The organism is Streptomyces canus (assembly GCF_030815415.1).
In the GTDB taxonomy this organism is placed as follows: domain Bacteria; phylum Actinomycetota; class Actinomycetes; order Streptomycetales; family Streptomycetaceae; genus Streptomyces; species Streptomyces canus_F.
Genome location: NZ_JAUSWW010000001.1, coordinates 4,990,462 through 5,004,388, shown reverse-complemented (window position 1 = coordinate 5,004,388; position 13,927 = coordinate 4,990,462). Strand labels below are relative to the sequence as shown.

General features: G+C 69.0%; 13 protein-coding genes. 5 read left to right on the top strand and 8 right to left on the bottom strand.

Translation table 11 applies throughout. The features are described 5' to 3' along the window. Nucleotides 1-27: 27 nt before the first annotated feature. A complete protein-coding gene (locus QF037_RS23125; protein ID WP_307028218.1) occupies nt 28-1,146 on the top strand; it encodes a sugar ABC transporter substrate-binding protein in 1,119 nt (372 codons plus the stop codon). Between the two features lie 155 nt (nt 1,147-1,301). Beyond that, a complete protein-coding gene (locus QF037_RS23120; RefSeq protein WP_307028217.1) occupies nt 1,302-1,925 on the top strand; it encodes a Uma2 family endonuclease in 624 nt (207 codons plus the stop codon). Between the two features lie 4 nt (nt 1,926-1,929). On the opposite strand, the gene fxsT is transcribed toward QF037_RS23120, so the two are convergent. The 5 genes from fxsT to QF037_RS23095 all read right to left on the bottom strand — a co-directional run bounded on the left by fxsT (nt 1,930) and on the right by QF037_RS23095 (nt 7,542). Then, nucleotides 1,930-5,484 carry an FxSxx-COOH system tetratricopeptide repeat protein gene (fxsT, locus tag QF037_RS23115; RefSeq protein WP_307028215.1) on the bottom strand — a complete coding sequence of 1,185 codons (3,555 nt, stop codon included), beginning with the start codon at nt 5,482-5,484 and terminating at the stop codon, nt 1,930-1,932. After that, nucleotides 5,484-6,071 carry a toll/interleukin-1 receptor domain-containing protein gene (locus QF037_RS23110; RefSeq protein WP_307028214.1) on the bottom strand — a complete coding sequence of 196 codons (588 nt, stop codon included), beginning with the start codon at nt 6,069-6,071 and terminating at the stop codon, nt 5,484-5,486. The genes fxsT and QF037_RS23110 overlap by 1 nt, the downstream gene beginning before the upstream one ends. Nucleotides 6,072-6,077: 6 nt before the next feature. Beyond that, nucleotides 6,078-6,254 (bottom strand): DUF397 domain-containing protein, encoded by a 177-nt coding sequence (locus tag QF037_RS23105; RefSeq protein WP_307028212.1) that lies wholly within the window; start codon nt 6,252-6,254, stop codon nt 6,078-6,080. Further along, nucleotides 6,251-7,090: a helix-turn-helix domain-containing protein gene (locus QF037_RS23100; protein ID WP_307028210.1), complete on the bottom strand. Its 840-nt coding sequence runs from the start codon at nt 7,088-7,090 to the stop codon at nt 6,251-6,253. The genes QF037_RS23105 and QF037_RS23100 overlap by 4 nt, the downstream gene beginning before the upstream one ends. Before the next feature lie 125 nt (nt 7,091-7,215). Beyond that, entirely contained in the window at nt 7,216-7,542 is a 327-nt protein-coding gene (locus QF037_RS23095) for an antibiotic biosynthesis monooxygenase family protein (protein WP_307028209.1), read from the bottom strand. A 116-nt stretch (nt 7,543-7,658) separates the two neighbouring features. Here QF037_RS23095 and QF037_RS23090 point away from each other — a divergent pair, with 116 nt between their 5' ends. Beyond that, nucleotides 7,659-8,441, top strand: a complete 783-nt coding sequence (locus QF037_RS23090) for a calcium-binding protein (RefSeq protein ID WP_307028207.1) — start codon at nt 7,659-7,661, stop codon at nt 8,439-8,441. Nucleotides 8,442-8,507: 66 nt separating this feature from the next. On the opposite strand, the gene QF037_RS23085 is transcribed toward QF037_RS23090, so the two are convergent. After that, nucleotides 8,508-9,185 (bottom strand): ankyrin repeat domain-containing protein, encoded by a 678-nt coding sequence (locus QF037_RS23085; protein ID WP_307028204.1) that lies wholly within the window; start codon nt 9,183-9,185, stop codon nt 8,508-8,510. 89 nt (nt 9,186-9,274) lie between these two features. Continuing rightward, nucleotides 9,275-10,873 carry an alpha/beta hydrolase gene (locus tag QF037_RS23080; RefSeq protein ID WP_307028202.1) on the bottom strand — a complete coding sequence of 533 codons (1,599 nt, stop codon included), beginning with the start codon at nt 10,871-10,873 and terminating at the stop codon, nt 9,275-9,277. A gap of 270 nt (nt 10,874-11,143) precedes the next feature. Here QF037_RS23080 and QF037_RS23075 point away from each other — a divergent pair, with 270 nt between their 5' ends. Both QF037_RS23075 and QF037_RS23070 read left to right on the top strand, forming a co-directional pair. Continuing rightward, nucleotides 11,144-12,715, top strand: a complete 1,572-nt coding sequence (locus QF037_RS23075; protein WP_307028200.1) for a carbohydrate-binding protein — start codon at nt 11,144-11,146, stop codon at nt 12,713-12,715. A 72-nt stretch (nt 12,716-12,787) separates the two neighbouring features. Continuing rightward, nucleotides 12,788-13,411, top strand: a complete 624-nt coding sequence (locus tag QF037_RS23070) for a phosphoribosylanthranilate isomerase (RefSeq protein ID WP_307028198.1) — start codon at nt 12,788-12,790, stop codon at nt 13,409-13,411. 21 nt (nt 13,412-13,432) lie between these two features. Here QF037_RS23070 and QF037_RS23065 read toward each other — a convergent pair whose 3' ends face one another. Then, on the bottom strand, nt 13,433-13,927 hold the full coding sequence (locus QF037_RS23065; RefSeq protein ID WP_307028196.1) for a MarR family winged helix-turn-helix transcriptional regulator: 495 nt from the start codon (nt 13,925-13,927) through the stop codon (nt 13,433-13,435).

The window sequence follows — 13,927 nt, the reverse complement described above, 5'->3', positions numbered from 1 at the left end:
CCGCTCCACTGCTTGGAAGGCACGTCAGTGAACGTTCGTACCGCCCCCCACAGAACCGCCCTCCTCACCGTCGCCTCGGCGCTGCTGCTCACCTCCTGCGGTGTCGTCGACGCCGTCAGCGGAAGCGAGAGCTCCGCGAGTCCGAAGAAGGGCGACGACATCACGGTGGGCCTGCTCCTGCCCGACAAGGAGACCAAGCGCTTCGAGAAGTTCGATTACCCCCTCATCAAGACGCGGGTCGCCGACCTCACGCACGGCAAGGGCACGGTCCGTTACGCCAACGCCCTGGCGAGCGCGGACAAGCAGAGCCAGCAGTTCGAGCAGATGATCGCGGCCAAGGTGGACGTCGTCCTGGTGGACGCCGTCGACGCCAAGGCCATCGCGCCGGACGTCCAGAAGGCGAAGGACGCGGGCATCCCCGTCATCGCGTACGACCGCCTCGCCCAGGGTCCGATCGACGCGTACATATCGCACGACAACGAACTCGTCGGCGAGGTACAGGGCCGCTCCATCCTGGAGGCGCTCGGCGACAAGGCCGAGTCCAGCAAGATCGTCATGATGAACGGCTCACCCGCCGACCCCAACACGGCCCTCTTCAAGGCCGGCGCGCTCAGCGTGCTCGCCAGTCACGTGGTCATCGCCAAGTCGTACGACACCGAGGAGTGGAAGCCGGAGATCGCCAAGGCCAACATGACCAAGGCCATCCAGGCGGTCGGGCTGAGCAACATCTCCGCGGTCTACTCGGCCAACGATGGCATGGCGGGCGCCGTCATCGACGCGATGAAAGCCGCCGGCGCCACCAGGATCCCACCCGTCACCGGCCAGGACGCCGACCTCGCGGCGGTGCAGCGGATCCTCTCCGGCGAGCAGTACATGACCGTCTACAAGTCCTTCCTCGAGGAAGCCAACAACGCCGCCGAAATGGCCGTCGCCAAGGTCAAGGGCCGCTCCATCGAGTTCGACTCCCTCGCCCAGGACTCGGTCAACAGCCCGACCGAGCAGGACATCCCGTCGATGCTGGTGCCGGTCGTCGCGCTCACGAAGTCCAACATCAAGGACACGGTGATCCGGGACGGGGTCTACACGGTGAAGGAGATCTGTACGCCGGAGTATGCGGCGGACTGCGAGGCGGTCGGGCTGAAGTAGGACTGGGGGCTGGAGCCGGCGGAACGGTTCAGCACACTCGTTCGAGTGAACGGGCGGGGCATTCCGGCGCCCAGGGCGCGTGGGCTGCCCCATCGTTCTGCCGGGGCACCCGGCGCGGGCTTAGCCTGGCATCAGTGCGACGAGGAGAACCAAGGATGAGTGCCGAACCCATTTCGGAGCTGGTCATGGAGCCGAAGCAGGACCCCATCGATTTGTTGATCGCGCTCGAGGAAGCGTCTCAGGCGCCTGCTCGACCCGAGTACGTCGAGGGGATGGCCATCCTGCCACCGCAACCGAACCACAAGCACAACGCCGGCGCTTTCAAGCTGGCCGTCCAGTTTTTCAACGCTGAGCTTGGCTTGGCAGGCATGGGCAACGGCTACCGGGCCGCCTACAAAGACGGTCGCACCATGGCGTTGACCGTCCCGGACTTCTATGTCCTCCGTCGCGAGCCGACCGAACTGGACGAGTCGTACTGCAAGGCCCACAAGGGGTGGTACCCCATCGACATGATCGAGCTGGTCGGCGAGGTCACGTCCACCAACCACGAGACCGACACCGGACCCAAGCTGCGCGCCTACGCCGCCGCGGGAGTCCCTGTCTACGTCCTCATCGACCGCCATTCCAAGACGGCCCACTGCTACACGAACCCGGTCCTCCCCGGCGACGACCCGACCGAGGCCTACTACGACACCGACACCAAGGTCAGCCTCGGCCGGCCCCTGCCGCTTCCGGCGCCGTATCCCACGCTGGAGACGGCGCCGTTCCTGGAGGTCTGACGGGTCAGAGTGGTCCGGGGGGCGCTGTGTTCGGTCGCTGCACGACTCGGACGGTGCGGGGCCGACCGACGAGATTGTCAACGGTGTGCCGGGTGTCGGGGTGGTCCTCGCCGAGTACGCGGCGTTGCCGGTTGAGTGTGTCCTCGGCGAGGGCGCGGGCCCGTTCCGTGTCGCCGAGGGTCTCGAGGTAGACGGCGAGATTGCCGGCGGTGCGCAGGGTGTCGGGGTGGTCCTCGCCGAGTACGCGGCGTTGCCGGTCGAGGGTATCTGTGGCGAGGTCGCGGGCCTCTTCGGTCTGCCCCAGCGCTTCGAGGCAGACGGCGAGTCTGCCGGCCGTGCGCAGGGTGTCGGGATCGTGCTCGCCCAGCACTTCCTGTTGCCGGGCCAGGATGTCGACCTCCAGGTCGCGGGCCTCGGAGTACATGTCCATTTCGGCGTAGGCGCGGGCCAGGTAGGCGGCTGCCCACATGGTCGCCTCGGCGAGGGCGCCGAAGTGCTCTGTCCAGGTCCGGTACAGATCCTCCAGACGCGGCAGCGCGGCGCGGGCCCCTCCGTGGTCCATCAGATACCAGCAGGCTTCACAGGCCGCGTACCGGACGGAGGGTGAAGTGAGGGCGTTGGGGCTGATGGCGAGCAGGTGCGGCACCAGCGCGGGCCAGCGTGACCAGCTGTCAGTGTTCGCTGCCTGGCCGGGGTAGGCCGATGTCAGCAGGGCACTGGCATCGCGGGCGGCCTGTGTGCCCTCGTCGTCGAGGCGGTCGCGCAGGACGGCCTGGGTCAGGCGGTGCACCTGGATGCTGCCCCCGGCCACCCGGGCCAGCCCCAGCCGTTCCAGCGCTGTGAGGATCCGCCGGAAGGCTCGCGGGTAGGACAGCTCCCGCACCAGTGCTCCCCCGCCACCGTCCTCCCCCGCACCGGCCTTTTCCGGGTCGCAGGTGTGCAACGGGAAGGGCTCCGGTGCCAGCAGGGCGCACGCTCGCAGCAGGGCGGCCGCCAAGGGGTCCCGCTCCTTCAGGAGGTCCATGCTGAAGGTCAGCTGGTCCGTCAGGGACCTCGGATAGTCGAGCGGAATGCCGTCGCCGACCGCCGTACCGGCATGGTGTTCCAGCTCCCGCAGGAACTGGTCCGGGGTGAAGATGTACAGGGACTCCGCGGCCTGCATCAGTGCCAGCGGCAGATCGCCCAGGGCCTCGGCCAGCCGATGCGCGTCCCGCCGGCTCAGGCCCTGGCTGCCGGAGCGCAGCAGGGAGATCGACTCCGCACGGGACAGGACGTCGACGTCGACCGGTGTGGCGATCTGGTGCCAGTGCGGGTTGCGGGAGGTGATCAGCACATGCCCGTCACCGGTCGGCAGATGCCTGGCGAGTGCGGCCGGGTCCTGGGCGTCGTCGAAGACGATCAGCCAGCGAGACCGGGTCCGCAACTCCATGCTGAGGTTCTGCACCGCGATGGGCCCAGGGGTGCTGGGATCGGCACGGCCGATGGCCACCGCGAACGAGGCCAGTTGGGCGGGGACCGACATGGACTCCCCCGCCTCCACCCACCAGACCCGGTCGTACTCGCCGCTGAACCGATGGGCGTACTCGATGGCCAGATGGGTCTTGCCCACGCCGATCTGCCCGCCCAGGGACAGCACCGTTCGCACATCTGTCAGCCGGGTCCGCATCTCTCCCAGCAGGTCGTCCCGGCCCGTGAAGCGGGAATTGCGCGGGGGAACGTTCCACACCTGCGGAAGACTCCCAGGCAGCCGTGGTCCTGCCTCCCCGGACCTGCGCGACCGGCCACCCCCCGGGAACTCGGGTGCGCTGCCGGGCCGGGCGCCCCGACCTGCCACCGCATGCAGCAGCCTGTCCCGCGCCGCCTCCTCGTCCGACCCGAACAGGTCGGTGAACACCAGCTCGCGCAGAGCCGGCGGCGGGCTGGTGGCGTCGATGCGCACCGGGACGAGCCGCTCCCGCGCGGCCAGATCCGTGATCCACGCCTCCGTCACGGACCAGTCCACTTCGAGATACGCCCGCGAGAGCAGGGCCACTGTCCGCCCACTCTCGCGGTGACCGCGCCCGTCCAGTTCGACCTCGTACCCGGCGTCCGTCAACTGCCAGGCCACCCACTCCGCCCAGGCCCGATCCGTACCCGCGGAGGAGATGAGCAGGCGTTCGTCCGGCGGGTGATCTCCGTATCCGGGTGCCGAGCTCGGAGAGCCGTTGCCCTGAAGCCTGGCTCTGATCGTCCTAGCCACGTCCGGCAGGCCGGCGGCGGAAAGTTTGAAGGCCTGGATCGACTGGACGATGGTCGGCAGATCGCGCACGACACCCCGGGGGGTCACGACGGGAAACAGGACACGGTCCGCCTGTTCGTCCAACGTCTGCCGCAGGAAGTGGTTCAGCTCGCCCTGCTGAAACGAACCCACGGTGTCCCGGGCGAGCAGGATGAAGTGCCGACAGGTGGCGATGGCTGTCCGCAGATCCTCAAAGTGGCCGCCGGGACGCACCTCCGTCGGCAGTGAGTAGCTGGAGAACCCCTCGGCGGCCAGCAGCCCGGCCAGTAGCCGCGCGTCATCGCTCGTGTTCGGCGCGCTGCTGATGAAGAAGTCGTACGGATACCCGCCGCCCCGCCGCCCCGTCCTGATCGCGGCATCCACGTAGGAATCCCGACTCTCGGTGAAGAGTCGAACATCCTCCAGATGCCGCGCGATCAACCCGGCGATCGACGCGATGCTGTAGCTGATGAGCTGAGGATTCCTGAAGTCCTCCGTCAGAACCGGGAGTTCCTCCCCGAACGACCAGTACGCCGAGTACGGCACCGTGCAGTGATCCAGCACCCGCTCGACCGCCGCCCCCTCCGGAACCCAGGCGTTGTAGCTGGACTTGAGCGCGGGCTGGAGCTTCCGTCGCCAGTCCGCCGCCCGCTCGTACTCCTCGCTCATGTCGAACCGGCAGAGCAAGGGAAGTGTCAGCAACCGGGAGCGGTCGTACGGCAGCCCGTTGCGTGCCTTGGCCGCCCTCCCCACCACCTCCAGAACGCCGTCCACGTTCTGCTGGTTCGCGGTGAAGGCGTACGCCAGGATGTGCGGCAGCTGAGCCGTGCAGATACCGCCGGAGTCCGAGATCCCGGTCCTGCTGTCGACGAAGATGACGTCGTACGACTCGATCCAGCGCCGCCGCCAGTCCTCCAGCACGTTGCCGAAGTCCCGCTCCTCGTACAGGGCGTCCCAGTCGATGCCCTGCACGTTCGGGATGTAGTCGCCCCCGACCCCGCCCGCGGCGATGAGATCGAGCCGCGAGCCGTCCGGGAAGGTGACCGGAGTGATGTGCCCCAGCGCATCCACCGGCTGCCCGTCGCGAGCGCCCAGCACCATTTCCACCAGCCCGGTCTCCGGGCTCTCCATATGGGGGCGGAAGTAGTAGTGAAGGCCGGGGGCCTCCAGATCCCAGTCGATGCAGAGGACCCTGTATCCCCACTGGGCGAGCAGTGTGGCGGTGTTGGAGAGCAGAAAGCTGCGGCCCACTCCGCCTTTGTAGGAGTAGAACGTCACGACCTTGCCGTCGAGTTTGTTCATCACAACCTCGGCAGACGGCTCTGGGGAATCTTCCGATAGGCCTCCGGACGGTCGACCGGCCAGTCGGCCTGCCACTCCGGCGCGCAGTCGATGAGCGACGCGACCTCCTCGGCCACGGTCCGCATTTCCCGCTGGAACGCCACGTAGTCGGGAGTGTTCCGGAACTGCTCACCGTCGTGCCCGTACTTGCTCAGGTCCCTGCAGTGCTGGGTCGCCTGGGCATCGGGGTGGAAGTGGTCGCCGTCCGCGAACCTGATCGGGTAGATCAGGGTCGGCGCCTCACCGTTCGTCTCCCCCAGGACCTGCTGACGCTTCCGCATGCTCGTCCACTCCGCCATGCACCACTCGGAACGGAAGTAGGGCGGCGACCATATCGCCACGAGACAGCGGCTTTTCAGGAGGGCGTCTTCGAGTTTCTCCGGCCAGCGTGTTCCCACCGGGATCTCGTAATCCACGAAGATCCGGGGGTCGTTGGGTAACACGTCCCACAGGGACTTCGTCAACTCTTCCTGGAAATGATTCTTCACCCAGTCTTTTACATGCCCTCTGTGGCTGTAACTGATGAAGACGTCGTACTCGTAATCCACCCCGCGCTACCTCTGGGCGACAAAGGCGGCCCAGGCGCCCGGAGCGACGGCGAGCTGCGGACCGGCCGGGTTCTTGGAGTCACGAACGTGCACTGCGGTCGGCTGGGTGGCGACCTCCACGCAGGCACCGCCTTCGTCACCGCTGTAGCTCGACTTGAACCACTGAAGTGCCGTGTCGCTCATCGCTCTCCCAGCAGACGGTCCAGCAGATCCCTCGTGTCCTCGGGGGTGAGGGCCTGTGACCGCAGCATCGCATATTTCTGGTTGAGGATCGCCACCTCGCCCTGATCCGCGATGAGTTGGCTTCCGCGCTGCGTTTCCATGTAGGCGAGACGCTGGTGTTCCGGGGTCTCCAGGAGGATGAACGGCCCGTTGAGCCCCGCATGGGTGGTGCGCTTCAGCGGCAGCACCTGGAGCATGAGCCCCGGGAGTTCGGAGCACGAACGCAGGTGCCGCAACTGCTCGACCCAGACCTCCGTCCCGCCGATCGGCGCGTTCACGACCGGTTCCCAGATCACGAAGCTGGTCATCGGCCGATCCTTACGGTGCAGGATCGCCCGCCGCTCCGTACGCCCCGCCACCAACTGCGCGATCTCGTCCTCGTCGTAGACCGGCACGCGACTGCGGAAGACGGCCTCCGCATAGGCATCCGTCTGGAGCAGGCCAGGCAGCACCTGGCTCTCGTACCACGAGACCGCGATGGCCTCCCGCTCCCGTTGCAGAAACTCCTCCGCCCACAGCGGGACGAGATCCACCTCCGGCATCTTGCTCAACGCGACCGACAACGCCCCTTTCGTGTCGAGGAGTTCATCGAGCCGCGCGGCGACGTCCGGCATCAACCGCCGTCTGCCCTGCTCGATCGAGGCGACGGTCTGCTCCCCGAGGCCGAGCATGTCGCCCAGCTGCTGCTGCGTGTACCCGGCCGCCGTCCGGAAGACGGCGAGCAGCGCGCCCACCATCCTCATCGCGGAGGCGTTCCTGCGTGCGGTCCGTGACCGTGGACCTGTCGTCGTTCCCATGGCGTTGAACTCCCCCGCCGCGCCCGTACGTTCACCGCGACGCACCCGTACAAACGCGTTGTACGGGTGCGCACAGGGTTCCATGATGGATACGGAGAGTGACCCGCGTCAGGGGAACGCCGGGATCAGCCCTCCTTGGGCCCCGCGGACTGCACCACCTCGAAGGACCACAGCGTCGCCCCGGTCGCCGCGGGCTTCTGCTGCTCCCCGCCCTGGGCGCCACCGCCACCGTGGGAGGCCCCCATCTGGGACCGCCACTTCTCGAAGTCCTCCTCGGAGCGCCACCGCGTGTACACGAGGTAGGTGTCGGTGCCCTCCACGGGCCGCAGCAGCTCGAACCACTCGAAGCCGTCCGACCCCTCCACCGCCCCGGCCCGCGCGGCGAACCGCTTCTCCAGGACTTCGCGCTGCTCTTCAGGAACCGTGAGTACGTTGATCTTGACGATGCTCATGCCCCCATTGTCCGCTACGCACCAGGTGTTTCAGTTGTGATCACCGGTACGTACACTGCGTCCATTCATCAGCGGCCCGCCATGGGGGTGGCAGGCCTGTCCCATGGGGGGACCTCATGCGTAGAACGACGATCGGCGCTGCCCTGACGGGCGCGCTCGCCATGGCCGCGCTCCTCGTGCCGGGAGCTCAGGCGGACGAGGTGGTGGGCAACGCCGACGCCGGGGCCTTCCGGATCACCGGCGGGGGTGGCTCGGGCAACGACGTCGTCCTGGGTGTCACGGACTCGCGGAAGATCACCGTGAGCCTTACGGCGAGCGACGACTCCGGCATCGACGTCGCGGACTTCACGCTCTATCACGGCAGGAGCCTGGCCACGGCCGACGCGGTCCTGAAGGCCGCCGAGACGACACCGGTCTGCGAGGCCGACGGGACCACCTCCGTCTGCACCAAGCACTACACGGTCGACCCCCGGCGCGACCTGAGGAACTCGCTGGCCGGCATCTGGAATGTCGCCGTGGACGTCCGCGCCAATGACGGGGACTACACGACGTCCGACGGCCACACCACCTTCTTCATGAAGCGCTACGCCAAGCTGACCACCAACGCCTCCCCGGAGCCGGTCGCCAAGGGCGGCACGCTCACCGTCTCGGGCAAGCTCACCCGGGCCAACTGGGACAGCCACGACTACCGCGGCTACGCGAATCAGAACGTCTCGCTCCAGTTCCGCAGGCCGGGCACCGACTACTACGAGCCCCTCGGCTACGTCGAGACCAACACCTACGGCGTCGCCACCACCAAGGGCACCGTCAGCGCCGACCGCTACTGGCGCTACCACTTCCGCGGCACCATGACGACGGGCGCGGCCAAGGCGCCGGGCGACTTCGTCGACGTCCGCTAGGTGCGAGAGGTCAGGGCGCGGCCGCTGTGCCGTGGGAGGCGGGGGGTGATGCGCGCCCGCCGTCCCTCACAGCATCCGCCCCTCCTGGAGGTGCACCCCGTCCACCGTCACGCGGTCCGTCCGTTCCGAGCCCCCGACCACTCGCACCCAGCTGTCCACGCTCAACTCGCTGCCCTGGAGCTTGATGTGGAAGCCGCCGTACATACCGGGGACGGGGAACCAGAGGCGGGGGATGTCGAGTTCGGTGAGGACGGTCGGGTCGGGGAGGCGCAGGGCGTGCCGGGTGGCCAGGTCGTCGTCGCCTCTGCCGCTGCCCGAGCGGTGGTGGATCAGGCGGTGGAGGTGGTCGCGGAGGCGGTCCAGGACGTCCTGGGGCTGTGGGTGGCGGTAGGCCGGTGACAGCAGGGCGACCAGGTGCTGGTGGCCGCGTTGTACGGCGATGTCCACCGGGCGGGTGCCGTCCGTGGAGCGCAGGGTGCGCCAGGCGCCGCGGGCGAGGAGGCGGCCCACCGTTTCGACGTCGGCGCCGTGCCAGGCGGCCTGGTGCAGGGGGCCGTAGGCGCTACGGCCGTCCAGGCGCCCGGAGTTGATCCACTCGGGGCTCTCGTCGAGGACCTGGAAGACGGTCTCCCAGTCACCGCTGTGCGCGGCGTCGGACAGCCGGTCCCGCTGCGCCGCCCACTTCTCCTTGATGGAGTCCCGGCGGACGACCCCGTCCCACTGCGCGCTGCTCTCCACTGCCATGGCGCCGAGTCTACGGATCATGAGGACGAGGTGCGGCGGGCCCATGGGCGAGGCGCCGGCCCCGAGAACGGACCGGCGCCTCAGAAGAGTCAGCGCAGGGTGCCGATGCGTTCCACCCGGTCGCTCACCCCGTTCCGGAGCTCACTCAGGGTCGTACCGGAAGGAGCCACCGTGGGTGTCGACGACGGCGGCTGGGTCTCGTCGGCGCAGCTCGTGCCGCGCTTCGGGACCTTCAGGTCGACCAGGTAGGACGTCACCGCGTCCGTCGCGCACGCGCTGCGCCCGAACGCCGTGTGTCCCTCGGCCTCGAACGTGAGCAGCCGTCCGTTGTCGAGCTCCCGCGACAGCGCCACCGCGTCCCGGTAGGGGGTGTCCGGGTCACCGGTCGTGCCGAGGACCAGGATCGGCGCGGAGCCCTCCGCCTTGAAGGGGCCGCCGTAGCGGCTGACCTGCTCGCCGGGCCACTGGACACAGGCCGTGGCGTGCTGGTGGTCGTAGGTCGGCGGGCCGAAGGCCATGGCGGGGCCCAGGAGGGGGGCCAGCCGGGCGTTGGTGGTGACCTCGCGCTTCAGACGGGCCGCGCTGTCCGGGTAGTCCTTGTCGACGCACTCGACGACCACGTTCGGGCCGAGGAAGTCGAAGCTGGCCGGGGACGGCGGACGCAGCAGGAAGGACGTGTTGTCGCGCAGCTGCGCCTTGTGCATCGCCTCGCCGAGGGCGGGCCAGATGACCTTGCCCTCGTTGATGTTGAACATCAGGCGGTACACGAGGGTGTAGCCGTTCGCCCGGCCGCCGCTCGCGGTCACGACCGGGTTCGCGTCCAGGTCCGCCTTCAGCTTCTCGAAGGCCGCGCGCGGGTCGCCGTCGCCGAACCCGCAGGTCGACTGGTCCGCGGCGCACCAGTCGAGGAAGCGGCTCATCGCGCCGTCCAGGGCGAGGTACTGGGTGCGGTCGTAGGCGTACGGCCGGTTCGCGTAGCGCTCCGGGTCGTACGCGCCGTCGAGCACGAGGGCCCGCACCCGCTCCGGGAACAGGGACGCGTAGACCGTACCGATGTAGCTGCCGAACGACCGGCCGTAGTAGGTGAGTTGCTCCTCGCCGAGCGCCTGGCGCAGCAGGTCGATGTCCCGGGCGACGTACTCCGTGCCCACGTACGGCAGCAGGGCCCCCGCGTTGTCCTGGCACGCCTGGTCGAAGGCGGCGGCCTGGCGTACGGCGGGTTCGTAGGCGTCGGGGCCGGGGACGCCCTTGGCCGCGGTGACGGCGGCCGTGTACGTGGGGTCGTCCCAGCACTGGAGGGGTGAGCTGCGGCCGACGCCCCGCACGTCGTAGCCGAAGACGTCGAAGGAGTCGCGCAGGTCGGCCGGCAGGTCGGCGTAGTTGTTGCGGACGAAGTCCACGCCGGAGTTGCCGGGGCCGCCGGGCTGGAGGAAGAGGGTGCCCTTGCGTTCGGCCTGGTCAGTGGCCTTCTTGCGGATGACGGCCAGGGTGATGGTGGCGCCGTCCGGGTCGTTGTAATCGAGCGGCACGGCGGCGTTCGCACACTCGAAGCCACCCTGGCAGGCCGCCCAGGCGAGGGTCGGTACCGGGGCCGGAGCGGTCCGGGCGGGTGCCGCCTGAACCGCCCCGGCCCCGGCTATGACGAGCGCGATCGCCGCCGCACCGACGGTTTTGAGTGGTCTGAGCACGGTGTGTTCTCCCTGTAGCTGATGTGGCACCAAGAACCCGTGGATGAAGAGGAGTTCGAGGGGTTTTCCGTTCCACAGGGAACGCACAGGTGTTTCCGGGATGCCTCCGCGATGTTCGTCCATGTGAACAGAAATCAGCTACCGGACTATTGACGTGCTCAGGCCAGCACTCCTACCTTCCGGGGGAAAGCGCTTTCCAAGCCTTGCTTCAGACCCACCCGCTCCACCCCTCTGGCACGACCCGCACCGTCCTGGAGATGGAGATCCACGATGCACCTGAGATCAGCCATAGCCTGCGCCGCCCTCCTCGGCGGCACCTTCGTCGCCCTGTCCGGCCCCACCGCGCAGGCCGCCACCGCCCGCTACGAGGCCGAGACGTCCCCGGCCGTCTGCACCGGCGCCATCGAGAGCGACTGGACCGGCTACTCCGGCAGCGGCTTCTGCAACGCCACGAACGCCACCAGCGGCTACGCCCAGTTCACCGTCACCTCATCCGCGGCCGGCACGGCGACCGTGGCCGTCCGCTTCGCCAACGGCACCACCACCGCCCGACCGGCGAACATCATCGTGAACGGCACCACGGTCAGCACGGTCTCCTTCGAGGGCACGAGCACCTGGACGGGCTGGACCACCAAGACCCTGACCGTGCCGGTCAATTCGGGCAGCAACACCATCCGGCTCTCCCCGACCACCGCCACCGGCCTGCCCAACGTCGACTACCTCGAGGCCACGACCCCCGACGGCGGCACCACTCCTCCCGCGAGCGGCGCGCTCTACGTCTCGCCCAGCGGCACCGCGGGCGCGGCCGGCACGATCGACGCCCCGACCACCCTCGCCTCGGCGATCAGCAAGGTGTCCTCGGGCGGCACGATCTACCTGCGCGGAGGGACGTACAACCACTCCACGACGGTCACCATCCCGGCCGGCAGCAACGGCACCTCGTCCGCCCGGACCACCCTCGCCGCCTACGCGGGTGAGACCCCCGTCCTCAACTTCTCGGCGCAGACCGAGGCCTCGTCCAACCGCGGGCTCCAGCTGAACGCCAACTACTGGCACATCAAGGGCCTCGTCGTCGAGCGCGCCGGTGACAACGGGATCTACGTCGGTGGCAGCAACAACGTCATCGAGCGGACGGTGACCCGCTACAACCGTGACACCGGGCTCCAGCTCGGCCGGATGGCCTCCACCACCCCGAACAGCGAGTGGCCGGCCAACAACCTGATTCTCAGCGCCGAGTCGCACGACAACGCCGACTCCGACGGCGAGGACGCCGACGGCTTCGCCGCGAAGCTGACGACCGGCAGCGGCAACGTCTTCCGGTACGCCGTCTCCCACAACAACATCGACGACGGCTGGGACCTCTACACCAAGACCGACACCGGTGCCATCGGCCCGGTGACCATCGAGGACTCCCTCGCCTACGACAACGGCACCCTCAGCGACGGCACCACGGCCGGCAACGGCGACCGCAACGGCTACAAGCTCGGCGGCGACGGCATCGCGGTCAACCACATCGTGAAGCGCAGCATCGCCTTCGAGAACGGCAAGCACGGGTTCACCTTCAACAGCAACCCGGGCACGATGACGATCTCGAACAACCTGAGCATCGCCAACACCGAGCGCAACTTCAACTTCGACGGCGGCACCTCGGTGTTCCGCAACAACACCTCCTGCAACAGCGGATCGTCCGACCGGTACGTCGGTGACGCCGACAGCTCCAACCAGTTCTGGTCCGGCACCAACGGCTCCCGCTGCTCCGCCTACAACGGCGCCCTGGGCTGGTCCTTCGCCTCGAACGGCACGCTGGTCGTGACGATCGGCGGCACGAAGGTCACGCTGTAACGCCACCTTCCGCGTGGGAGGCCCGGGTCCCCGGTCCGGGCCTTCCGCGCGCGATACGGCAGTCTGGGACCCGTGAGCGAGAACTCCAGGGAAACCCTGTTCATCAAGATCTGCGGACTGCAGACCGAGCGGGACGTCGACACGGCCGTCGAGGCCGGCGCCGACGCCATCGGCTTCGTCTTCTCCCAGAGCCCGCGCCGCGTCGACGCCGCCACGGCCGCCCGGCTCAGCCGCCGGGTGCCCGAGCACGTCCTGACGGTCGGCGTCTTCCGCGAGGAGCCCCTGGACTTCGTACGCGCCATGGCCGGCGAGTCCGGCCTCGGCGCCGTCCAGCTGCACGGCCCCGAGGACCACGCGTACTACGCCGCCCTCGCCACCGGTGACTGGACCCTGATCCGCGCCGCCGCCTTCGGCGACTCCGTGCCCCGCGTCGGTGAGTACGGCGAGGACATGCTCCTGCTCGACGCCCCCGTCCCCGGCTCCGGCATCGCCTGGGACTGGTCCAGCAAGCCCCTCGCCGCCCCCGGCGAGAAGTGGCTCCTCGCCGGCGGGCTCACCCCCGACAACGTCCGGGTGGCCGTCGAGGCGACCAGCCCGTGGGGCGTCGACGTCTCCAGCGGAGTGGAACACGCCCGCGGCGTGAAGGACCCCGCCCTGATCACAGCCTTCGTCAAGGCGGCCCGCCCGCCGGGCTGACGCGGCAGGGGGCGGGTGGCGTCAGGGCAGGCGCGGGAGGACGTCCCGCGCCGCGTGGCTCAGGATGCGCAGGTCCTCCGCGAACCGCTCGCGGTCCTCGGCCGGGAGAGGGGCCACGAAATAGCGGCGGATGTTCTCCACGTGCACCCGCGCGGCGGCGACCGTGGTCTCCTCGCCCCGGGGCGTCAGCCGCACCAGACGCCCACGCCGGTCACCGGGATCCTCGGCCCGCTCGACCAGGCCCGCCGCCTCCATCCGGTCCACCAGCCGCGTGGCGCCGCCGGTCGTCAGCACCTGCTCCTGGGCGACAGCCCGCATCGACAGCCCCGGCTCGCCCGCCCGGCCCAGGATGAGCAGCACCTCGAACATCAGATGGCTGATCCCGCACTCCACCTCCAGAGCCCGCCCCAGGATGTACTCCAGCCGGTTCGCCGCGCCCTGAAGCCGCCCGAAGGCGAGCACCAGCTCATTGCCCGCGGCCTCCTTCGCCGTCGAGATCTCCACCCGCTCGTCCAC